The 21,343-nt window shown below is 71.6% G+C and carries 25 protein-coding genes and 2 pseudogenes; 10 read left to right on the forward strand and 17 right to left on the reverse strand.

Translation table 11 applies throughout. From position 1 onward, the window contains the following. Positions 1–332 (forward strand): annotated as a pseudogene (locus MCBG_RS19465) (hypothetical protein); the annotation flags it as partial. A 119-nt stretch (positions 333–451) separates the two neighbouring features. Beyond that, a pseudogene (locus MCBG_RS19470) lies at positions 452–2,286 on the forward strand (NHL domain-containing thioredoxin family protein). 60 nt (positions 2,287–2,346) lie between these two features. Here MCBG_RS19470 and MCBG_RS19475 read toward each other — a convergent pair. The 3 genes from MCBG_RS19475 to MCBG_RS19485 are packed head-to-tail and all read right to left on the reverse strand — an operon-like array spanning position 2,347 to position 4,554. Further along, a complete protein-coding gene (locus MCBG_RS19475) occupies positions 2,347–3,096 on the reverse strand; it encodes a LamB/YcsF family protein (RefSeq protein WP_043327589.1) in 750 nt (249 codons plus the stop codon). Further along, positions 3,080–3,943 (reverse strand): 5-oxoprolinase subunit C family protein, encoded by an 864-nt coding sequence (locus tag MCBG_RS19480; protein WP_043327590.1) that lies wholly within the window; start codon positions 3,941–3,943, stop codon positions 3,080–3,082. Before MCBG_RS19480 ends, MCBG_RS19475 begins: the two co-directional genes overlap by 17 nt. Next, positions 3,940–4,554 (reverse strand): 5-oxoprolinase subunit B family protein, encoded by a 615-nt coding sequence (locus MCBG_RS19485; protein ID WP_043327591.1) that lies wholly within the window; start codon positions 4,552–4,554, stop codon positions 3,940–3,942. The genes MCBG_RS19480 and MCBG_RS19485 overlap by 4 nt, the downstream gene beginning before the upstream one ends. Before the next feature lie 75 nt (positions 4,555–4,629). Between MCBG_RS19485 and MCBG_RS19490 the strand changes: the two genes are divergently transcribed. Next, positions 4,630–5,307 carry a PAQR family membrane homeostasis protein TrhA gene (locus MCBG_RS19490; RefSeq protein WP_030500524.1) on the forward strand — a complete coding sequence of 226 codons (678 nt, stop codon included), beginning with the start codon at positions 4,630–4,632 and terminating at the stop codon, positions 5,305–5,307. A gap of 70 nt (positions 5,308–5,377) precedes the next feature. On the opposite strand, the gene MCBG_RS19495 is transcribed toward MCBG_RS19490, so the two are convergent. Next, on the reverse strand, positions 5,378–5,668 hold the full coding sequence (locus MCBG_RS19495; protein ID WP_030500523.1) for a DUF6458 family protein: 291 nt from the start codon (positions 5,666–5,668) through the stop codon (positions 5,378–5,380). A 117-nt stretch (positions 5,669–5,785) separates the two neighbouring features. On the opposite strand from MCBG_RS19495, the gene MCBG_RS19500 reads away from it, so the two are divergent. Next, entirely contained in the window at positions 5,786–6,322 is a 537-nt protein-coding gene (locus tag MCBG_RS19500; protein WP_043327592.1) for a SixA phosphatase family protein, read from the forward strand. Between the two features lie 10 nt (positions 6,323–6,332). On the opposite strand, the gene MCBG_RS19505 is transcribed toward MCBG_RS19500, so the two are convergent. Continuing rightward, entirely contained in the window at positions 6,333–6,743 is a 411-nt protein-coding gene (locus MCBG_RS19505; protein WP_043327593.1) for a winged helix-turn-helix transcriptional regulator, read from the reverse strand. Positions 6,744–6,871: 128 nt separating this feature from the next. Between MCBG_RS19505 and MCBG_RS19510 the strand changes: the two genes are divergently transcribed. Then, complete coding sequence (locus tag MCBG_RS19510; RefSeq protein WP_043327594.1) at positions 6,872–7,738, forward strand: aldo/keto reductase family oxidoreductase; 867 nt, start codon at positions 6,872–6,874, stop codon at positions 7,736–7,738. Positions 7,739–7,747: 9 nt separating this feature from the next. Here MCBG_RS19510 and MCBG_RS19515 read toward each other — a convergent pair whose 3' ends face one another. The 4 genes from MCBG_RS19515 to MCBG_RS19530 all read right to left on the reverse strand — a co-directional run bounded on the left by MCBG_RS19515 (position 7,748) and on the right by MCBG_RS19530 (position 12,004). Continuing rightward, positions 7,748–8,017 carry a DUF6458 family protein gene (locus MCBG_RS19515; protein ID WP_013283345.1) on the reverse strand — a complete coding sequence of 90 codons (270 nt, stop codon included), beginning with the start codon at positions 8,015–8,017 and terminating at the stop codon, positions 7,748–7,750. Between the two features lie 185 nt (positions 8,018–8,202). Then, positions 8,203–10,059 carry an acyl-CoA dehydrogenase gene (locus tag MCBG_RS19520; RefSeq protein ID WP_043327595.1) on the reverse strand — a complete coding sequence of 619 codons (1,857 nt, stop codon included), beginning with the start codon at positions 10,057–10,059 and terminating at the stop codon, positions 8,203–8,205. A gap of 116 nt (positions 10,060–10,175) precedes the next feature. After that, entirely contained in the window at positions 10,176–11,303 is a 1,128-nt protein-coding gene (locus tag MCBG_RS19525; protein WP_043327596.1) for a PP2C family protein-serine/threonine phosphatase, read from the reverse strand. A gap of 68 nt (positions 11,304–11,371) precedes the next feature. Further along, complete coding sequence (locus tag MCBG_RS19530) at positions 11,372–12,004, reverse strand: septal ring lytic transglycosylase RlpA family protein (protein WP_043327597.1); 633 nt, start codon at positions 12,002–12,004, stop codon at positions 11,372–11,374. Positions 12,005–12,164: 160 nt separating this feature from the next. On the opposite strand from MCBG_RS19530, the gene MCBG_RS19535 reads away from it, so the two are divergent. Next, positions 12,165–12,713, forward strand: coding sequence for a phosphoribosyltransferase family protein (locus MCBG_RS19535; protein ID WP_181373796.1), 549 nt, complete (start codon positions 12,165–12,167; stop codon positions 12,711–12,713). Between the two features lie 39 nt (positions 12,714–12,752). After that, a complete protein-coding gene (locus tag MCBG_RS19540) occupies positions 12,753–13,166 on the forward strand; it encodes an ASCH domain-containing protein (RefSeq protein WP_043327598.1) in 414 nt (137 codons plus the stop codon). Here the strand turns inward: MCBG_RS19540 and MCBG_RS19545 are convergent. The 3 genes from MCBG_RS19545 to MCBG_RS19555 form a co-directional block, all read right to left on the reverse strand. Further along, complete coding sequence (locus tag MCBG_RS19545) at positions 13,163–14,044, reverse strand: LLM class flavin-dependent oxidoreductase (RefSeq protein ID WP_051611557.1); 882 nt, start codon at positions 14,042–14,044, stop codon at positions 13,163–13,165. The two genes, MCBG_RS19540 and MCBG_RS19545, sit on opposite strands and share 4 nt — an antisense overlap. A gap of 50 nt (positions 14,045–14,094) precedes the next feature. After that, entirely contained in the window at positions 14,095–15,147 is a 1,053-nt protein-coding gene (locus MCBG_RS19550) for a MerR family transcriptional regulator (protein WP_043330778.1), read from the reverse strand. A gap of 76 nt (positions 15,148–15,223) precedes the next feature. Next, complete coding sequence (locus MCBG_RS19555) at positions 15,224–16,120, reverse strand: LysR family transcriptional regulator (RefSeq protein ID WP_043327599.1); 897 nt, start codon at positions 16,118–16,120, stop codon at positions 15,224–15,226. 87 nt (positions 16,121–16,207) lie between these two features. On the opposite strand from MCBG_RS19555, the gene MCBG_RS19560 reads away from it, so the two are divergent. Both MCBG_RS19560 and MCBG_RS19565 read left to right on the forward strand, forming a co-directional pair. Continuing rightward, positions 16,208–16,603, forward strand: coding sequence for a VOC family protein (locus MCBG_RS19560; RefSeq protein WP_043327600.1), 396 nt, complete (start codon positions 16,208–16,210; stop codon positions 16,601–16,603). Between the two features lie 9 nt (positions 16,604–16,612). Beyond that, a complete protein-coding gene (locus MCBG_RS19565) occupies positions 16,613–17,119 on the forward strand; it encodes a GNAT family N-acetyltransferase (RefSeq protein ID WP_043327601.1) in 507 nt (168 codons plus the stop codon). Here MCBG_RS19565 and MCBG_RS19570 read toward each other — a convergent pair. From MCBG_RS19570 to MCBG_RS19590, 5 genes are all read right to left on the reverse strand, one after another. Next, on the reverse strand, positions 17,098–17,709 hold the full coding sequence (locus tag MCBG_RS19570; protein ID WP_043327602.1) for a dihydrofolate reductase family protein: 612 nt from the start codon (positions 17,707–17,709) through the stop codon (positions 17,098–17,100). The two genes, MCBG_RS19565 and MCBG_RS19570, sit on opposite strands and share 22 nt — an antisense overlap. 182 nt (positions 17,710–17,891) lie before the next feature. Next, complete coding sequence (locus tag MCBG_RS33100; protein WP_043327603.1) at positions 17,892–18,362, reverse strand: SRPBCC family protein; 471 nt, start codon at positions 18,360–18,362, stop codon at positions 17,892–17,894. 88 nt (positions 18,363–18,450) lie between these two features. Continuing rightward, entirely contained in the window at positions 18,451–18,870 is a 420-nt protein-coding gene (locus tag MCBG_RS19580) for a hypothetical protein (RefSeq protein WP_043327604.1), read from the reverse strand. A 219-nt stretch (positions 18,871–19,089) separates the two neighbouring features. After that, the gene (locus tag MCBG_RS19585) at positions 19,090–19,482 is read right to left on the reverse strand and encodes a hypothetical protein (protein WP_043327605.1); all 393 of its coding nucleotides are present in this window, start codon (positions 19,480–19,482) and stop codon (positions 19,090–19,092) included. Continuing rightward, the gene (locus tag MCBG_RS19590) at positions 19,475–19,783 is read right to left on the reverse strand and encodes a hypothetical protein (RefSeq protein ID WP_043327606.1); all 309 of its coding nucleotides are present in this window, start codon (positions 19,781–19,783) and stop codon (positions 19,475–19,477) included. The genes MCBG_RS19585 and MCBG_RS19590 overlap by 8 nt, the downstream gene beginning before the upstream one ends. A 502-nt stretch (positions 19,784–20,285) precedes the next feature. On the opposite strand from MCBG_RS19590, the gene MCBG_RS19595 reads away from it, so the two are divergent. After that, on the forward strand, positions 20,286–21,035 hold the full coding sequence (locus MCBG_RS19595; protein WP_043327607.1) for a PIN domain-containing protein: 750 nt from the start codon (positions 20,286–20,288) through the stop codon (positions 21,033–21,035). Positions 21,036–21,343 lie beyond the last annotated feature (308 nt).

The following is a 21,343-nucleotide window of genomic DNA, read 5'->3' on the forward strand; positions in this document are numbered from 1 at the left end:
CCGAGGCGCCCCCGCCGAAGGTACGCAACGGACGGGTGCTAAAAAAACGTACTGATCGCGGCGGTGCTCATCTCGCCGTACCGCTCGGTCTGCTCACGCTGCTCGGCAAGGTCGGCGACGACAAGCCGGCGGGCTTCGACCCGGCGGTCGGTTCCTGCGTCAAGCAGTCCGGCGAGACCGCCGTTCCCGCCGACTGCGGTGAGCAGGGCGCGTTCAGCGTGGTGTCGAAGGTGGACAACAAGGACAAGTGCGCCGATCTGACGCAGCCCACCGTCTCCGTCGAGAACGGCGGGACCACCCGAGTGCTCTGCCTGAAGCCGGCCGGCCAGTAACCACACGTACGCGGAGCGTCCACCCCTCACCGGGCGGGCGCTCCGCGCCGTTCCGGTGTGACCTCTGTTCACCCCGGGTTCGCCGCGAGCGCACCCGGCCGGTGCGGCACGATGGGGGCATGAGCGCGCGCGTACGGGCACCGGAACTGCGGGGTCGGGCCTGGCTGAACACCGGCGGCAAGGCCGTCACGCTGGCCGACCTGCGAGGCAAGATCGTCCTGTTGGACTTCTGGACCTTCTGCTGCATCAACTGCCTGCACGTGCTGGACGAACTGCGCCCGCTCGAAGAGAAGTACGGCGACGTCCTGGTCGTGATCGGGGTGCACTCGCCGAAGTTCGAGCACGAGAAGGACCCGGCGGCGCTGGCGGCGGCCGTCGAGCGGTACGGCGTGCACCACCCGGTGCTCGACGACGCCGACATGGACATGTGGCAGCAGTACGCGGCCAAGGCATGGCCGACTCTGGCCGTGGTCGACCCCGAGGGGTACGTGGTCGCCACCATGGCCGGCGAGGGGCACGCCGAAGGGCTGGCGCGGCTGATCGACGAGTTGATCGCCACCCATGAGGCGAAGGGCACGCTGCACCGGGGCGAGGGCCCGTACGTGCCGCCGGCCGAGCCGGACACCGTGCTGCGGTTCCCCGGCAAGGCGCTGCCGCTCGACGGCGGGAACCTGCTGGTCAGCGACTCGGCCCGGCACTCACTGGTCGAGCTGGCCGCCGACGGCGAGACGGTGGTGCGCCGCATCGGCGCCGGGTTCCCGGGGCCGTACGGACGGCCCGGCCTCCGCCGCCACGTTCGCCGAGCCGCAGGGGCTCTGCCTGCTGCCGCCGCACGTGGCCGAGGTCGCCGGTTACGACGTGGTCGTCGCGGACACCGTCAACCACCTGCTGCGCGGCGTACGGCTGTCCTCCGGCGAGGTGGTCACGATCGCGGGCACCGGGCGGCAGTGGCGCTCGACCGTCGACGACCACGCGCACGACGCCCGCGCCGTCGACCTGTCGTCCCCGTGGGACGTGGCCTGGTACGGCGATCGGGTGATCGTCGCCATGGCCGGCATCCACCAGCTCTGGTGGTTCGACCCGATCAAGCGGACCGCCGGCATGTACGCCGGGACCACAGTCGAGGCGCTGCGCGACGGCCCGCTGCCGGACGTGTGGATGGCCCAGCCGTCCGGGTTGTCCGTCTCCGTCGACGGGACACGGCTCTGGGTGGCCGACAGCGAGACCAGCGCGATCCGGTGGGTCTCCGGCGGCGAGATGCACACCGCAGTCGGTCAGGGCCTGTTCGACTTCGGGCACGTCGACGGCCCGGCCGACCAGGCGTTGCTCCAGCACCCGCTGGGCGTGTGCGCGCTGCCCGACGGTTCGGTGCTGATCGCCGACACGTACAACGGGGCGGTGCGCCGCTTCGACCCGGAGACCGGCCAGGTGGGCACCGTGGCGGACGGGCTGGCCGAGCCGAGCGACCTGGTGCTGACCGGCGAGGGCGACGTGCTCGTGGTCGAGTCGGCCGCGCACCGGCTGACCCGGCTGGCGCCGGGCGCGCTGACGTCGGCCGGGGCGAACACGGTGGACGGCCCCCGGCACCGGCTGGAGCGCAAGCCGACCGACGTGGCGGCCGGGGAGCTGACCTTGGACGTGATCTTCACGCCGGCGCCGGGGCAGAAGCTCGACGAGACGTACGGGCCGTCGACCCGGCTGGTGGTCTCGGCGTCCCCGCCGGAGCTGCTGGTCGAGGGCGCGGGCACGACCACCGACCTGTCCCGCAAGCTGGTGGTCAGCGGCGACGTGACGCAGGGGGTGCTGCAGGTGACCGCCCAGGCGGCGACCTGCGACGCCGATGTGGAGCACGCGGCCTGTCACCTGACGCGGCAGGACTGGGGCGTGCCGGTCCGGGTGGTCACCGGCGGCGCGACCCGCGTGCCGCTGGTCCCTGCGTGGCATGGACGCCTGACAGCGCGTGTTAAGAAGGGGCCCTTCCTCTACCGGAGGCGTTAAGAAGGGGCCCTTCCTTTCACGCGAACGGAGTGAGCGTGACCCCCGCGTCGATGAGCGCGGCGCGGACCAGCTCCGCGCAGCGCACCGCGCCGGGCGTGTCCCCGTGCAGGCAGATCGACTCGACCGGGCAGGCGATCACCGTCCCGTCGACGGCGACGAGCGTCTGCTCGACGGCCATCCGTACCGCCCGGACGGCCACCTGCTCCGGGTCGGTCACCAGCGCGTCGGGGGAGCTGCGCGGCACCAGCGTGCCGTTCGGGAGGTAGTTGCGGTCGGCGAACCCCTCGGCCACCACCCGCAGGCCGGCGCCGGTGGCGAGCTGCGCGAGCACGCTGCCGGGCTGGCAGAGCACGGGCAGCTCGTGGTCGTACCCGCTGATCGCGGCCACCAGCGCGGCGGCCTGGGCCTCGTCGCGGGCCGCCGCGTGGTAGAGCGCGCCGTGCGGTTTGAGGTAGCGGACCCGGGTGCGGTACAGCCGGCAGAAGGCGTCGAGCGCGCCGAGCTGGTAGATCGTCTCGTCGCGCAGCTCGGCGAAGTCGTACGCGATGTGCCGCCGACCGAAGCCGGCGAGGTCCCGGTAGCCGACCTGCGCGCCGACCGCTACGCCGCGTTCGGCGGCGGCGGCGCAGACCTGGTGCATGGTGGCCGCGTCGCCGGCGTGGAAGCCGCAGGCGACGTTCGCGGAGCTGATCAGGTCGAGCAGCGCGTGGTCGTCGCCGAGCCGCCAGCTTCCGAATCCCTCGCCCAGGTCAGCGTTGAGGTCCATGGAACGTCACCGTAGTGCCTGGCCGGGCCTGGGCGAGCGCTGTCACGTCGTCCACCACTCCGACGACCGGGTAACCGCCGGTGGTGGGGTGGTCGGCCAGGAAGACCAGCGGCTGGCCGTCCGGCGGGACCTGCACCGCGCCGAGCACCAGGCCCTCGCTGGGCAGTTCGCCGGCGACCGCGCGGGGCAGCGCCGCGCCGGCCAGCCGCGCGCCGACCCGGTTGCTGTCCGGGCTCACCGTGTACGCGGTGCCGCACAGCAGGTCCAGCGCCTGCGGGGTGAACCAGTCCTGCCCGGGGCCGGGGCGCACTGTCAGCCGCAGTTCGTCCGGGACCGGCCGGGTGACGGCGAGGTCGACCGGGGGCGGCGGCCGGTCCGCGGTGCCGAGTGGCAGCCGGTCCCCGTCGCGCAGCGGAGGCGGCCCGAGCCCGGAGAGCGTGTCGGTGGATCGGCTGCCGAGCACCGGTTCGACGGTGATTCCGCCGCTGACCGCCACCCAGGTGCGTACGCCGGCCCGGGCCGGCCCGACGCGCAGCACCGCGCCCGCCGGTAGTGCGAGCGGCAGTCCCACGTCCCCCGGCCGGGTGTCCCCGGCCGGCCACTCGACGACCACGTCGGCCGGGGCGCCGGTGAGCGCGAGCGCGACGGCCCGGGTGAAGCGCAGCGCGCAGCCGGTCATGGTGATCTCCAGCCCGGCGGCGTGCTCGTGGTTGCCGACGAGGCGGTTGGCCAGGCGCAGGGCGGCCGGGTCGAGCGCGCCGGAGCGGGGTACGCCGAGGTGCGCCCACCCCGGTCGGCCCTGGTCCTGGACGGTGGTGAGCGCCCCGGCCCGCAGTACCTCGATCACGGCGTGTCGACCAGCCGGACCCGGGTGCCGGGGGTGAGCCGGGCCGGCGGGTCGGCGTGCACGTCGAACAGCGGCAGGTCGGTCCGGCCGACCAGCAGCCAGCCGCCGGGTGACGCGGCGGGGTAGATGCCCGCGTACGGGCCGGCGAGCGCGACCGAGCCGGCCGGCACCCGGGTACGCGGTGTGGCGAGCCGGGGCACGGCGAGCGCGGGCGGCAGCCCGGTCAGGTACGCGAACCCGGGCGCGAATCCGCAGAACGCGACCCGGAACTCGGTACGCCGCAGCCGGTCGATCACGGCGGGCACGTCGGTGTCCCAGTGGGCGGCGACGCGCGGCAGGTCCTCGCCGTCGTACACGACTGGCACCCGGACCTCGGCGGTGGTCGCGCCGGGGCCGCCGGTCCGGGGCCGCCAGCCGGCGATCCGGTCGGCGGCGGCCGACGGGTCCGGTACGCCGTCGAGCAGCACGGTGACCGCGCCCGGGACGATTTCGGTGGCGGTCAGCTCGCCGCTCGCGCGCCGGTGCCACAGTTCGGCCCGCCATGCCTCGACCTGCTCGGGGTCGTCGCAGTCGAGCAGCAGGGCGTGGGTCCCGACCGGCCGGATCCGCATCCGGTCATCCTCCCGTCGGCTGACGTGACGGTCCACACTACTTGCAAGTAACCTACGCTGTCGTAACCTGTTGACGTGACCACATCCGCACCGTTCCGGCTCCGGCCGGCCGACATCGGGAAGCCGCGCATGCGCGGCTGGCTGCACGCATACGCGTTCTTCGCCGCTCTCGTCTGCGGCATCGTGCTCTGTTCGATCGCCGCCGGCCGTCCCGGCTGGGCGCCGCTGGTGAGCTGCCTGATCTACAGCTTCACCGTGTGCGGGCTGTTCGGCACCAGCGCGCTCTACCACCGGCGGGTCTGGTCCGAACGCGGCTACCAGATCATGCGCCGGATGGACCACTCGATGATCTTCGTGTTCATCGCCGGCACCTACACGCCGTTCTGCGCGCTGCTGCTGGACACCCGGCAGGCCACGATCATGCTGAGCCTGGTCTGGGGCGGCGCGATCGCGGGCGTGGCGGTGAAGCTGATCTGGCCGCACGCGCCGCGCTGGGTCTCCGCCCCGCTCTATCTCGCGCTCGGCTGGGTAGCGGTGGCCATGCTGCCGCAGATCCTGCACTCCGGCGGCGTCACCGCGCTGGTGCTGCTGGCGGTGGGCGGCGCGATCTACAGCGTGGGCGCGGTGTTCTACGCGCTGCGCCGCCCGAACCCGTGGCCCACGGTCTTCGGCCACCACGAGTTCTTCCACGCCTGCACGCTCGTCGCGGCGATCTGCCACCACATCGCGATCTACTTCGCCCTGTTCGCCTGAGCCGAGCCGGCCCCGGACACGCGCGAGGGCCCCGCGCCGTTGCGGGGCCCTCGGGTTCGGGGGTACGGGATCAGGCCGGGTAACCCGAGCCCGGACCACGCACCTCGCGGTACTCCTCGCGTACGACGCGGTCCTCCCGCACCGGTGCGACCGGCTCGGCGACGACCCGCTCACGCACCGGCGCGGCCACGACCCGGCGGCGGCTGTTCCAGAAGTAGAGCGTGGTGAGCAGGCCGGCGACGCCGGCGAGCATGAGCACCCAGCCCACCACGTTGAGGTTCAGCCATCCCAGATTGGCGTCGACGGCGAACGCGAAGATCGCGCCGAGCGCGATGAGAAAGATGCTGGCACCGATGCCCATGACGTCGCCTCCTTGGCGTCCTGCTGGCGTTTCCTGCCCGCCGCGGCCATGGATGAGGTAGCGGCACACATCGACATACCCAGGCGCTTTGATCGTCAATCAGGCAAGCTGGGCGGTATGACGGACGGCAGGAACGGGCAGCGGACGCTGGTGCTGCTGCGGCACGCCAAGGCCGAGCCGTCCGGGGACCTCCCGGACGTGGAGCGGTCACTCACCGCGCGGGGGCACGCCGACGCGGCCACCGCCGGGGCCTGGCTGGCCCGGCACGGGCTGCTCCCCGACGTGGTGCTCTGCTCGCCCGCCCGGCGCACCCGGCAGACCTGGCACGACGCGGCGATGGGCATGAGCGGTTCGCCGACGGAGAGCGGTCCGGCGGGCTCGGCGCCCGCGGTGCGGTACGAGGCGAGCGCGTACGACGCGCTTCCGGATCAGCTGCTGGAGCTGCTGTGGACCGTCGAGCCGACCGCCGGCACCGTGCTCCTGGTCGCCCACAATCCGGGGATCTCACTGTTGTCGGCGCTGCTCGACCCGCAGCGGGCCGACCCGGACGGGCTGCGGACCAGTGACCTTGTGGTGCACCGGCCGACGACCCGCTGGGCCGACCTCGGGCCGGGAACCGCGCCGATCACCGGCCGCCACACCGCCCGCGCCTGATCCACAGCGCTCAGCCGACGCGGGTGTCGTACGCGGCCCGGTTGGCGAGCACGTCGTCCATGTGCGCCTCCGCCCAGGACTTCAGGCCGCGGATCATCTCGTGCAGGGAGAACCCGAGGTCGGTCATCTCGTAGGTGACCGTCACCGGCACTGTCGGCTCGACGGTGCGGGTGATCAGACCGTCGCGCTCCAGGGCGCGCAGCGTCTGGGTGAGCATCTTCTGGCTGACCCCGGGCAGCGTGCGGAACAGCTCGGAGTATCGCCTCGGTCGTGGGTCGCCCGCGCAGTCCGCCCCGAACCGGTGTGAGCCGTCGCTGCGCAGTGCGGCCAGCACGAGTGCGACCCACTTGTCGGTGATCCGGTCGAGCAGTTGCCGGCTGGGGCACCCGGCCAGGAACGCGTCGTACTCGGCCTTGCTCATCTTCTGCTCCTGCCGCCCGGTGAGCTACGCACTTTCAGGTGCCTACTTCCCACGAGAAAGTAACACCCGGATAGTGGAAGGCGGCCGCCGCGACCCGGCGGCGTCGCGTAACGACGAGAGGTACACGCATGGCCCCCACCACCCTTCCCGGCGGCACCTGGACGCTGGGCGACCTGACCGTGACCCGGTTCGGCTACGGCGCGATGCAGCTCGCCGGCCAGTGGGTCATGGGACCACCGGCGGACCACGAGGGCGCCCTCGCGGTGCTGCGCGAGGCGGTCGCGCTCGGCATCACCCACATCGACACCAGCGCGGCGTACGGGCCGTACGTCACCAACCGGCTGATCCGGGAGGCGCTGCACCCGTACCCGGAGTCGCTGCACGTCGTCACCAAGGTCGGCGCGGACCGGGACGAGCAGGGCGGCTGGCCCACCGCGCGCGACCCGCGCAGCCTGCGCCGGCAGGTCCGGGAGAACCTGGAGACGCTCGGCCTGGAGAGGCTCGACCTGGTCAACCTGCGGCTCGGCGACGCCACGGGCCCGCAGCCCGGCTCACTCGCCGAGCCGCTGGAGACGCTCGTCGCGCTCCAGCGGGAGGGCCTGATCCGCCACCTCGGCCTGAGCAACGTGACGCCGGAACAGGTCACCGAGGCACAGGCCATCACACCCATCGTCTGCGTGCAGAACCACTACAACCTGGCGCACCGCGCAGACGACGACCTGATCGACGAGCTGGCCTGGCAGGGCGTCGCCTACGTGCCGTACTTCCCGCTCGGCGGCTTCACCCCGCTGCAGTCCTCGGCGCTGTCGGCAGTGGCCGCGCGCCTCGGGGCGACACCGATGGGCGTCGCCCTGGCCTGGCTGCTGCGCCGTTCCCCGAACATCCTGCTGATCCCCGGCACCAAGTCCGTCGCGCACCTGCGCGAGAACGTCGCGGGCGCCGGGCTGGCCCTCTCCGGCGAGGATCTCGCCGAGCTGGACCGGATCGGCAGCTGAGACGCGGCGTCAGGACGGCGGCGCCGTCGGCGGCGGCGGGTCGGGCGGCGGCGGCATCATCGCGGTCGGATGCGAGAGCCGGTTCTCCTCCACGATGAGCGTGCGGGCCCGCTTGCGGCGGTCCTGCCAGAACCACAGCGTGGTCAGCAGGACGCCCAGCCCGGCCAGGATGAAGACCCAGCCGACCGCGCGCAGGTCGATCCACCAGACGTTGGCCCGGATGGCGAAGGTCATGATCGCGCCGAGCGCGATGAGAAAGATGGCGCTACCAATGCCCATGTGCGCTGCACTCCCCCGTGCGATGGCCTTGGGCGTACTCCGGTCGTGGTCCGCGACGGTTACCCGCCACCGGGCCGCCTATCCGCCCGGAGCGCACGCACGACGACGGCCGGCGGGCTGGGGCCCGCCGGCCGTCGTCATGAGGGGGAGAGTGACGCTTCAGGGGTGAAAGCCCCCGGAAGGGCTCAGAAAGCCTCCTCCGGGAGGTCCATGATCTCCAGGTCGGTGCCCTCGATGATCCGCCGGTCCGCGCCGATGCGGGGCAGCACCTCGCGGGCGAAGAACCGGGCGGCGGCGACCTTGCCGGTGTAGAAGGACTTGTCGGCCGCGGAGACCTCGCCGGCCAGCGCCTTCAGCGCCACGTCCGCCTGCTTCTGCAGCAGCCAGCCGACCACCAGGTCGCCGATCGCGAGCAGGAACCGGCGGCTGCTCAGGCCGACCTTGTAGAGGGCGCGGGTGTCGCCACCCTGGGCCTCGCCCAGCCAGCCGGTCATCACGCCGAGGATGTTCTGGATCTCGGCGAGCGCCTTGCCGAGCGCCTGCCGCTCCTCCTTGAGCTGGCCGTTGCCGGCCTCGGAGGTGATGTGCTCCTGGATCTCGGCGGCGACAGCCATCAGGGCCTTGCCGTTGTCCCGGACGATCTTGCGGAAGATCAGGTCCAGGCTCTGGATCGCCGTGGTGCCCTCGTACAGGGTGTCGATCTTGGCGTCCCGGACGTACTGCTCCAGCGGGTAGTCCTGGAGGAAGCCGGAGCCGCCGAAGGTCTGCAGCGCCTCGTGCCCGAGCAGCTCGTACGCCCGCTCCGAACCGACGCCCTTGACCAGCGGCAGGAGCAGGTCGTTGACGCGCTTGGCCAGCTTGGTGGCCTTCTCGTCACCGGCCGCCTCGGCGATCGTGACCTTGTCCTGCCAGGTCGCGGTGTAGCAGACGAGCGCGCGCAGGCCCTCGGCGTACGACTTCTGCAGCAGCAGCGAGCGGCGCACGTCCGGGTGGTTGGTGATGGTCACCCGCGGCGCGGTCTTGTCGGCCATCTGGGTGAGGTCGGCGCCCTGCACCCGGTTCTTGGCGTACTCCAGCGCGTTCAGGTAGCCGGTGGAGAGCGTGGCGATCGCCTTGGTGCCGACCAGCATCCGGGCGTACTCGATGATCATGAACATCTGGCGGATGCCGTCGTGCTTCTCACCCAGCAGCCAGCCCTTGGCCGGTACGCCGTGCTCGCCGAAGGTCACCTCGCAGGTGTTCGAGACCTTCAGGCCCATCTTGTGCTCGACGTTTGTGGCGTAGACGCCGTTGCGCTCGCCCAGCTCGCCGGTCTCGGCGTCGAAGTGGTACTTCGGCACGACGAACAGCGACAGGCCCTTGGTGCCCGGGCCACCGACGCCCTCGACGCCGACCGGGCGGGCCAGCACGTAGTGGACGATGTTGTCGCTCAGGTCGTGCTCACCGGAGGTGATGAAGCGCTTCACGCCCTCGATGTGCCACGAGCCGTCCGGCTGCTGGATCGCGCGGGTACGGCCGGCGCCCACGTCCGAGCCGGCGTCCGGCTCGGTGAGGACCATGGTCGAACCCCACTGCTTGTCGATGAACAGCCGGGCCCACTTCTTCTGCTCCTCGGTGCCCTCGACGTGCAGCACGTGGGCGAAGGACGGGCCGGAGGCGTACATCCAGATCGGGGCGTTGGCGCCGAGCACCAGCTCGGCGAGCGACCACCAGAGGGCACGCGGGGCGTTGGTGCCGCCCAGGGACTCCGGCAGGTCGAGGCGCCAGAACTCGGAGTCCATGAACGCCTTGTACGACTTCTTGAACGACTCCGGCAGCGGCGCGGTGAACGTCGCCGGGTCGAAGACCGGCGGGTTGCGGTCGCTGTCCGTGTAGCTGGCAGCCAGGTCCTCGCGGGCGAGACGGTCGACCTCGCCGAGGAAGCTGCGGGCGGTGTCGACGTCCAGGTCCGTGAACGGGGCCTGGCCGAGCGTCCGGTCCGCCCCGAATACCTCGAACAGGTTGAACTCGAGGTCCCGCACGTTGCTCTTGTAGTGGGTCATGCTCGCTGGCCCCGCTTCCGGACAGGTGTTACCGATCAGTAACTCCAGACTGTATTACTCACCGGTAGGCAACGACAAGCGGATCTCGGAAGTGACAGCGATTACACACTTCCCGTTCATCCGTCGGCGGCGCCGACCTCCCAGCTCGGCACCGGCGTCGCGGTGGCGCTGTACGGGCCGGCGTACTCCATCAGGACCAGCGCGATGTCGTCGTCGAGCCGGCCGTGCACCCACTCGACCAGGGCGGTCTCCAGCGAGGCCAGCCCGTCGGCGACGGTGCCGTGGCCGAGCAGCCGCCAGGCCCGGTCGGCGGTGGGGAAGAACTCGCCGTCCCGGCGCGCCTCGCCAAGCCCGTCGGTGAACAGCAGCAGCCGGTCGCCCGGCTCCAGCCGCTCCACGCGCGGCCGGACCACCGGCATGAAGCCGAGCGGCGGCGCGGGCGCGGGCGGCTCCAGCGGGATCACCGCGCCCCGGCGCAGCAGCAACGGCGGCGGGTGCCCGCAGTTGACGATCGTGAGGGTGCCGCCGCGCTCCTCGACCAGCGCCGCGGTGACGAAGTCCTCGTCGCCGACGTTGCGGGCCACCGCGCGGTCCAGGTCGGTCACCACCGCGCGCAGGTCGGCCCGCTCGTACGCGACGTGCCGGTAGGAGCCGAGCACGATGCTGGCCAGGCGGACCGCGTCCAGCCCCTTGCCCCGGACGTCACCGATGATCATGCGGACGCCGTACGGGGTGTCCATCGCCTCGTACAGGTCGCCGCCGATCTCGGCGGTAGCGGTCGAGGAGATGTACCGGGCGGCCACCGCGAGCGTGCCGACCTGCGGTCCGAGCGGGCGCAGCACCGCCTGCTGGGCCACCGAGGCGAGCCGGGACAGCTCCGCGATGCGGTCCACCTGCCGCTGGCGTACCGCCGCCGTGGCCGCGGCGACGACAGTCCCCACCGCGATGGCTGTCACGTTCACGGCGGTCACCAGCGTGGTGCCCCGCTCGGCGAGGGCGAAGGCGACACCGACGGCGGTGGCCAGCCCGCCCATCGCGAGCACCACCCGCCAGGAGGCCAGCGCCGCCGCCAGGAACGGCGCGATGACCATCAGCGCGAGGTAGTGCGCCGGACGGCCGTCGGCCAGTTCCGCCGCGGCGACGATCGCGAGCAGCCCGAGGGCCGCGCCGAGGCCGGCGCGGGATCCGGGGCTCAGCGGGCGACGGCCCGGCTGGAAGGGTTGCGTGCGTACATCGGACAGCATGCCTGATGGACGTGAACGGGAGAATGAACCTGGCCCGTCGGCCGTGGAAGTTCTGGCCGAGTGGACGGTCAGCCGAGGACCTCGTACCGGACCTGGATGTGCCCGAGACCGGTGGCGGCGATGGACGCGAACGCGGCGCGGGACAGGTCCAGGCACCGGCCCTCGATGAACGGGCCCCGGTCGTTGATCCGCACCACCACCGACTTGCCGTTGTCCGGGTTGGTGACCCGGACCTTCGTGTTGAACGGCAGCGTCTTGTGCGCGGCGGTCAGCGCGTTCGGGTTGAACGACTCGCCGTTCGCGGTCATCTGACCCTCGGCGTAGAAGGACGCGCCGCAGGAGCCGCTGTCCACGACCTTCGGGCTGCTGGTCTTCTTCGCCGTCGGCGACGGGGAGGCGGTCCGGGCCTTGCTCCGGGAGGCCGCCTGGGTCCGGCTCGACTTCGGGCTCGCGGTGGCCGTCGGCGACGGGCTGAGGCTCGCGCTCGGCGAGGCCGACGCGCTCGGCGAGGGGGCCGCCGAGGTGGGGGCGGGCGTGCTGGGCAGCGTCGCGACCGCGACCGGCTCGGCGGGCGGCTCGGCGGAGGTGAGCCGCACGGCGCCGACGGTACCGCCGACCGCGAGCGCCACGCCGACCGCCGCGGTCGCGGCGATGGCGGCGGGCGAGGAGAACTTGCGGGTACGAAGGTGCCTAGCAGCCACCGGCCCGGTCCTTTCGTCAACTGAACAAACCGGCCCGGACCGTAACGAGAGAAGCACTTCCGAAGTCAACGTGATCATGGTGCTATGCCCGTATTTACCCCGGTACGTGTAGCCGATCACGCCACGCTCGATCGGCCGAACGGCCCACCGATCCCCGAGGATGGAAACCGTGCTGAACCGTCGCCTGGTCGAGCTGTTCCGGTGGATCGACCCCGGCCCCGGCAGCACCCACCTGGTCAGCGACACCTCCGGCTGGTGGCGTGACCCCGAGGTGCTCGCCCAGGTCGGCCCGGCGCTGGCCGGGCTCTTTCCGGACGCCCGCCCGACCGTCGTGATCGCGCCCGAGGTGACCGGGCTGCTGCTCGGCCCGCTCGTCGCGGTCGCCGCCGGAGCCGGTTTCCTGCCCGCGTACAAGGACGGCGGCGAGCGGCGCCGGGCCGGGCCGACGCGCTGGGCGCAGACACCCCCCGACTACCGGGGCCGGCGGCTGCGGGTCGGCGTGGACAGCAGGCGGCTCGGCACCGGCGACCGGGTGCTGCTCGTCGACGACTGGGTCGACACCGGCGCGCAACTCGACGCACTGTGCCGGGTCGTCCGGGACGCCGGGGCCGACCTGATCGGCGCCGCCGCGCTCGTCGCGACCTGCCCGCCCGAGGTCGCCGCGCGGCTCAGGCTGCGCGCCCTGCTCACCGGCGCCGACCTGCCGTGAGCCGCCGGCGGTGGCGGAGCGTGCCGTAGCGTCGGCGGCATGTGGCCCCGCATCGGTGGATTGCGCGCACTCACCCTCGGCACGCCCGGTGAGCTGCGCACCCGGCTCAACACCCTCGTGCTCTCCGGCGTGAAGACCGCCACCGCCGGCCTCGTGCAGGAGTACGACGACGAGAACGAGGAACTGGAGTACGTCGGCGAGCGACTGGTCCTGGTCGACGACAACGACCGGTTCGTCGCCGTCGTGGAGGTGACAGGCGTCGAGGTGGTGCGCTTCGCCGACGTGCCGTGGGACTTCGCCCGCGCCGAGGGCGAGGGCGACAGGTCGATCGAGGAGTGGCGCGAGGGCCACGGCGCCTACTGGGCCCGGCAGGGCACCCCGGTCACCGACGACACCCGGATCGTCTGCCTTCGGTTCCGGCTGGTCTCCACCGAGGGCAGCGTCGGCACCTAACCGACCCGGCGCAGCTCCGGCAGCAGCGCCGCCGCCTCCACCAGCACCGCCTCGTCGCCCGCGTACCAGCTGCTGGCCCGGGGCCAGTGCGTCACCACGTCGGTGAAGCCCAGCCGGGCCGCCCGGGCCACCTGCTCGGCGAAGAAGTCGGCGCTGGTCAGCGAGAACATCGGAGCGGAGTCGAGCGAGAGGTAGCGGTCCAGCGTCGCCGGGTCACGGCCGGCCTGCTCCAGCGTGCGGTCCATCCGCTCGGACAGCTCCGTGACCGTCCGCCACCAGCTCTCCACATCGTCGCTGCCCTGCCCGATGGTCACCCAGCCCTGCCCGAACCGGGCGGCCAGCCGCATCGAGCGGGGACCGTTCGCGGCCACCACGAACGGCACCCGGGGCTGCTGGACACACCCCGGGTTGTTGCGCGCGTCGACTGCGGTGAACCAGTCCCCGTGCCAGGTCGTGCCGTCCTCCCGCAGGATCGCGTCGAGCAGCTCGATGAACTCGGCGAACCGGTCCACGCGCTGCCGGGGCGGCAGCGTCTCGCCGCCGAGCACCGCCGAGTCGAAGCCGATGCCCCCCGCGCCCAGGCCGAGCAGCACGCGGCCGTCGGACACGTCGTCGAGCGCCGTCACCTGCCGGGCGAACGCCACCGGGTGCCGGAAGTTCGGCGAGGCCACGAGCGTCCCCAGCTTGACCCGGGACGTCACGCCGGCCGCCGCGGTCAGCGTCGTCCACGAGTCGAACCACGGCCCGTCGACCAGGTCACGCCAGCCCAGGTGGTCGTAGGTCCAGGCGTGGTCGAAGCCCCACTCGTCCACCTGGGCCCACCGCCGACGTGCTTCCGACCAGCGCTGGTCAGGCAGGATCACGATGCCGATTCGCATGCCCGCCAGGGTACGACCCGGGTCGGACACTCCGACCCGGGTCGCGGTGATCACGCCGCCAGATCGGCGACCACGCAGGCGATGTTGTCCGGTGCGCCGGCCGCGTACGCCAGCTCCACCAGGCGCTCGACGGCGCTCTCCGGGTCGTCCGCCTCGGCCAGCGCGCCGTGCAGCGCGCCCGGGTCCACCACGGCGGAGAGACCGTCGGAGCAGAGCAGATAGCGGTCGCCGGGCAGCGCGGTCCGCAGCGCCAGGTCCGCCTCGACCTCCGCGCCCGCGCCGAGCGCCCGGGCCAGCAGCGCCCGCTGCGGATGCGATCCCGCCTCGGCCGGGGTGAGCCGGCCCTGGTCGACGAGCGTCTGCACGTACGTGTGGTCCTGGGTGAGCCGGGACAGCTCACCGCCGCGCAGCAGATACGCCCGGCTGTCCCCGACGTGCACCAGCGCGAGCCGGGTACCACGTCGCACGAGCGCGGTGAGCGTGGTGGCAGGCTGGTCGGCGTCGGTGGCGTGCGCGCGTACCGCCCGGTCGGCCCGGGTCACCGCGTCGGCCAGCGCGGCGAGCAGATCGGCCTGCGACTCGTCCGTCTGCTCCAGCGGCCGCAGCGCGTCCACCGCCGCCGCACTGGCGGTGGACCCGGCCGGGCCGCGTACGCCGTCGGCGACAGCGAGCAGCGCTGCGCTCGCGTACGCGGTGTCCTCGTTGGAGTCGCGGACCGTTCCCGTTTCGCAGCGCGTCGCGTACCGGAAGATCGTCTCGGACATGGTGGTGCCCCTCTCGCTGAGCGTGTCGACGAGGAGCGCGACGGCCCGGCCGCGCGCCGCGGTGTCCGCGCTGACCCGCCGCCACCAGGCGTCGAGCGCTTCGGCGGCGGCCGCGGGCGGCAGGCCGCAGACGGTACGGATCTCGGCCAGCGGCATCCCCGCCCGGCGCAGCCCGGCGATCAGCCGCGCCCGGTCCGCCTGCTCCGGCGCGTAGTAGCGGTAGCCCGAGTGCGGGTCCACCGCAGCCGGGGGCAGAAGCCCGCAGTCGTCGTAGATGCGCAACGCCTTGGCGCTCAGGCCGGTCGCGCGGGCGAACGCCCCGATGGTCAGCAGTCGCACCGTGCCTCCCTCGCGCTCCTCGTGCCGGTCACCGCGACCGGCACCGACCACGCTGGGCCTTGCCGCAGGGGACGGGTCAAGCCGCGTCAGGGAGCGGGTTGGCGTCGGCTGCTGCGCGGACGAACTCGCGTACCCGGGATGTGGTGTTCCCGGCCGGCCACACCGGACCGCGACAGATCGGCGGCGCGTCATGGATCGGCACGTAGGCCACGTCCGGGCGGGCGTAGAACTGCCGGGCCTGCTCACCCACCGGCAGCACCCCGCGCCCGAGCGCGACGAGCGCCAGCATCTCGGAGAAGCTGCCACCCACCGGGCCCTTCGGCACCGGACGGCCGGACGGGGTGCGGTCCGGCGTGCGGTCCTGCTTGAACGCGGTCGACGTCACCGCCGGGTACTGCACCACCGGATGGTCGCCGAGCACCTCCAGCGACACCGACCCCTCGGCGGCGAGCGGATGGCCCGCGGCCACCGCGAGCACCCGGCGCTCGCGCAGCAGCACCGGGCCGTTCGCCATGCCGTCGAAGGGGTACGAGGCGATCAGGACGTCGATCGTGCCGTCCAGCAGGCTCGACCGGGTGCTGGCCAGCGGCGCCTCGTGCACGTGCACCTCGCAGTCCGGATGGCGCTCGGTGAACAGCGCGACCGCCCGCAGCAGCACCGGCGCTGTCGACTCGCCGACGTACGCCACCCGCAGCTCGCCGGTGAGCCCGCGCCCGGCGTCCACGGCCCGCTGCACCACCGCCTCGATGCCGGCCACCAGCGGGCGCATCTCCTCGGCCAGGCGGGCACCGATGGGGGTGAGCCGGACGACCCGGCTGGTGCGCTCGAACAGCGGCGCGCCGATGCGGCGTTCCAGCTTGCGCACCACGTGACTGACCCGGCCGGTGCTCACCCGCAGCCGCTCGGCGGTCCGCCCGAAGTGCAGCTCCTCGGCCAGGGTCAGGAACGTCTCGATCTCGTACCGCTCCAGCACAAGGCGCCTCCGTCGTTGCCCGTGAGTCAACGATCGTAGTGCGATCGGGGGTTGGTCCCGCCGCCGCGCCGGGCCAGAGTTGACGGCATGCGGAACGATCTCGTGACGGTGACCGGGTTCGACCATCTCGTGCTATCGGTGAGCGACGTCGAGCGTTCCCTCGACTTCTACTGCGGCACGCTCGGGCTGGCCCCGGTGCGGGTCGACAGGTGGCGGGCCGGCGAGGTGCCGTTCCCGTCCGTGCGCATCGACGCCGGCACCATCATCGACCTGATCGCGGGCGACCCGACCGGGTCCAACGTGGACCACTTCTGCCTCGTCGTGGAGCCGGTCGACTGGCAGCGGGTGGTCGACTCCGGGGTGTTCACGGTGCTGACCGGCCCGGTCCCGCGCTTCGGCGCACGGGGCACCGGCACCTCGATCTACGTCAGCGACCCGGACGGCAACACCATCGAACTGCGTTCCTACCCGGCCGACGCCTAACCTGGCCCGATGCCGGAGCTGGAACGACTCGCCGCCCGCCACGCGCCCGCCGTGCTGCGGTTCGAGCGGGAGAACCGGGCCTACTTCGCCCGGTACGTCCCCGACCGGGGCGACGACTTCTTCACGGGCTACGCCGCCCGGCACGCGGCCCTGCTGACCGAGCAGGACCGCGGCACCTGCCACTTCCACGTGCTGGTCGGCGACTACGGCGCCGTGCTCGGGCGCTTCAACCTGGTCGACGTCGCAGGCGGCAGCGCCGAGCTGGGCTACCGCGTGGCCGAGCGCGCCGCCGGGCGCGGGCTCGCCGGCGAAGGCGTACGGCGCGTCTGCGAACTGGCCCGCAGCGAGTACGGGCTGCACCGGCTCATCGCCTCGGCGGCGCTGGCGAACCCGGCCTCACTGGCGGTGCTCACGCGTGCCGGCTTCGTACCGGACGGTCCGGTGGAACTGGACGGGGAGCCCGGCCTGCGGCACACGCTCGACCTCGACGTGCCCTACGCTGCGGCGTCGCCGTAGGCGGGCGCGCCGGCCGGCTCGTACGTCAACTGGAGCGTGCCGTGGGCGTGGGTGACCGACTCGGTGAGCCGCAGCGCGGTCGGCACCGTGCCCTCGCCGAACAGCCGCTTGCCGGTGCCGAGGAGCACCGGGTACACCCACAGGTTGAGCCGGTCCACGAGGCCGGCGCGCAGCAGCGACTGCGCCAGGTCGAGGCTGCCGATCACGTGCACCTCGTCGTGGCGGGCCTTGATCTCGGTGACGCGCTCGGCGAGGTCACCGTTCACCAGCGTGGAGTTCGCCCAGGTCAGCGGCTCGGTGAGGGTACGGCTGGCCACGTACTTGGGCACGCCGTTGAGCAGGCCGGTGAAGGGGATCTCCTCCGGCGCCTTCGGCCAGTAGCCGGCGAAGATGTCGTACGTCTTGCGGCCCAGCAGCAGCGCGTCCATGCTGCTCGCCTGCTGGAACATCACCGTGCCGGACTCGTCGTCCAGCAGCGGCATCTGCCATCCGCCGTGGCTGAAGCCGCCGTCGCGGTCCTCGTCAGGCTCGCCGGGCGCCTGCGCCACGCCGTCGAGGGTCAGGAACTCGGTCACGATCAACGTACCCATGGGTCTGCTCCTCCGGTTTCCGCTCGTCCCCCGACAGACCCGTCAACGACCCGCAACTCATCGCCGAGGTGTACGTGATGGATTTCGTGGAGCACGGCTCCCACCTCGATGTCGACGTCCTTGTGACGGCGGACCGACAAGCCGTCCTGGACGCTGTCTTCGGGGTGCTCGCCGCCTTGGACCTAGGCGGCGTCCCGGGGCACGTGAGCGGCCCAGGCGGCGAGCCGCCGCATCAGGTCCGCGAGCAACATCTGGTACTCGTGGCGCACCTGCGCATCGGCGCCCACCAGTGAGCCTGCCGGAAGCTCTGCCCAGAACTCCTGGGTGAGACGGCACGAGTCGGGCCCGAGCGGCACAACGGTGAGCACGCCGCCGCTGGGACAGCCGGCCGTCAGGTTGCGGGTGACGGCGCGGCGTCCCGGTTCCACCTCGACCACCTCGTGCATCATGCCCGTTCGACCGCCGGGGCTCCGATCCACGAACGCCTGGATCTCGCCGACTCCCTTCGGGCCGGGCAGCGTCACGCCGAGCTCCGTCGAGTCGTGCAGCGCCACCGACGACGCCGGATCCTCCATGAAGCCGAAGGCTGCCTCCGCACTCGTGGGCAGGTCGACGGTGGCCGCCTCCCGTACCTGGACCGCAGACGTCGTCACCCTGATCAACCGCAGACGCGAGCGCACGCCGCATTGTGTCAGTCGATCCGCCGACGGTGGGGGCGAGATCAGCGCTACGGCGCCCTCCCTAGCGGGCTCCGCTCGGTGCGAACACGGCATAGAAGTACCGGAGGCTGTCCTCCGGGCCGTTCTCCAATCGCTTGAAGGCCTTCGCGATCGGATTGCACCAGCGCTGCCCGCCGAGCTCCACCACCATAGGCCACCCGACGACGGTCAGTTCGTCTGCCGCCGTTGCGCGCCACCGTCCACCGGCATGCCGGTTCAACACCTCGCCGACGTAGCAACCGAAGCCGAAGAGAGTCTCCGCCACCTGCCCAGCCATGAGGCCCTCGGCCCGAAAGCCGTCGAGGATGGCGTCCACGGATGCCAGGCTGTCCGGCGTGTAGTCCAGGTGCACACCGCTGACCTGGGCCGCTGACACCACGATGTCGCCAGCGAACCGGGCTGCGTTCTCCGGGACGGGCGCGTACTTCAGGCGCAGTTGCACGGTTCTCTCCGTTAATCAACAGATGGGGATCTTGCGATCGTACCGACGACGGCCGACAAGCAGCGGCCTCGCGACGGCTCGCAGGACGCCGGACGAGCACGACGCCGTGGTCTGGTTCGCGACGTCCGATCTCGCCGGCCTGCGTCTCAACCATAAGCCGCTTCTCCCGATGCTCACCGCCCTGCTCGCCGGGGTCAGCAGCCCTATCTCGTCCGCACGTCAGGTGCGAACCGGCGGCTCGCCGAATCTGCCACCACGAACGACGGAATCGGTCTCGACTTCCTGGACCGTCCAGACGTGACCGACGAAGTCGTCCACTGCGACGCCACCGCGTCCGAGCAGCGTCCGGATCGCTGCCACTGCGTCCTGCCGCCGCGACAACCGGTAGTTCACCTGGACCGCCCACGGCGGCCGCTCGCCGACAACGCGCTCCAACTCCGCCACCATCTCGCGCTCCCAGTCGAGGTACAGGTCACGGTGTTCCTCCACCAGCCAGAGGAAGACCGAGCCCGGCGCGACCCACTGATCAGACTGGGTCTCACCGAGGGAACCCAGGAGCCGCAACACGTCCGCCCTGGACACGGCCGGGAAGACGAACGCGTTCTCACTCATGTGCAGAACCATAGGCGCCGGCTTCGTCGCCCTCGATGCTGAGAAGAAACTCGGCCACCTGGTGGCCGTCCGGGTCGGTTATCGTGAGGGCGACCCGAATCTCGTCGTCGATCCGGATCATGGCCTCGTCATCGGCCGCGTCGAGGGCGGCGTTCCGGGCGACGAAGAGCGGACGCAGCGGCTCGAATGCAGGCAGCGGACGGAATCGGCCGTACGTCCACGGGAAGTCGTGAGTCTGCTCATCGATCTCGCCGGCCAGCTCGCCCCGGCGGTACAGCCGCCACACCCTGCCCGCGTCCATCGCGACAGCGTAGGCGGCGCTGAGCGGTCAGTTCCGGTGCGGTGTGGGTGAGGCCGGAGGGCCGAGGGCAAGCCGGCGTAGCCGGTGCGGCAGCCGATCGCCGAAAGCTCGACGGCCGCCAGCCACCTTGGCGATCGTCATTGCCTGGCCGCGATCGACTGTCTGCCCGATGCGGGCGTGGCAACCCGTCGGCTGTCGGCGGCTTGCCGCCGGGCGGACCACCGGGCCCGCACTCGTGGAACATCGAAGGCCCTGACCGGGACTGACGTCCTGATCAGGGCCTTCACGCTGGAGCGGGTGACGAGAATCGAACCCGCACTGTCAGCTTGGGAATCAGGCTCAATCACGAATAGATGGCAGTCTTTGTACTTTTTATTTGACCGTGATTGGACTGGCGGCCCTTGCCTGGAACCTCGCCTTGACCTCTGTTGGCCGCCCGAACGGGCATGCCACGGGCACGTGAGAGTCGAAGACTCCGGCTCGTTACTGGTAGCGTTCGCCGGTGCGCGTTGGAGTGTATGTCGATGGGCACAACCTCTACTACGGTGGCCGAGGGCTATGCGGACAGGGAACCCCTGGCTGGCGCTGGCTCGACATCCGGGCCCTTGCAGAGCGCCTGCTAGCCAACGTGCCGACCTGGGCTGGTGCTCAGGCGCACCGAATCGTCTACTGCACTGCTGTAATCGACGCGGCTAGCAACCCCTCGGGCTTCATCGATCAAGACATCTACCTCAAGGCTCTGATGGCGTCATCGAGCGTCGACCTCATCGAGTACGGCAGCTATGTCTCTCGCGTGAAGTACGCCCCGCTTGCAGTAAAGGCCCAGAGCCGCAGCGCAGGCCCCCAGCTCGTAACCTCGCAGTGGCCGATCATGGTTCAGGACGCGCAGGGCAATCCAGTACAAAACGCGACATTCATGGTGTCGTACGCCCACCGAGAGGAAAAGGGTTCCGACGTCAACGTGGCTTCCCACCTCCTGGTCGACGTACTCACGTCGCAGGTAGACGCGGCCCTCGTGATCTCCAACGACAGTGATCTTAAATTTCCGGTGTCATATGCGAGGACACTCGTCCCCGTCGGCACGATTAACCCCTCGCGGAACTACCTGGCAGGAGCCTTGAAGGGACAACGAGGGGACGGGGTCGGCAGCCACTGGTGGAAGCAGCTCACGGCGGGAGACCTCCAAGCCTGTCAGCTCAGTGACCCTGTAGTGAGCCCTGCCGGCACCTACGCGCGCCCAGCCGGCTGGTAGCTCTATAGTCTGTCTCGGTTGCAGGTCGAACTAGGCTGCGCTACAGTTCACCGCATATACCACCCGGTTCCCCTAGAGGGGCCGGGTTTTTTTTGGGCCGAAGCACCCAACCCCTCGACGCTTCCACGCTCTGACCTGCGGGTATGCAACCGCCAGGGCCGGCAAGGCGGGGGTTCGCTTCGCACCAAACCGGCCTACAGGAGCCTGCGACAAGAGGGCGAAAGAGGGAGCATCCACTACGCTCAGGCCGCCCGTTGGGTGCAAGCATCGCGGAGCGACGGCCTGAGCGTAGTGGATGCTGTCAAGTC

The sequence above is a fragment of the Micromonospora sp. M42 genome, assembly GCF_000568915.1.
GTDB lineage: Bacteria > Actinomycetota > Actinomycetes > Mycobacteriales > Micromonosporaceae > Micromonospora > Micromonospora chalcea.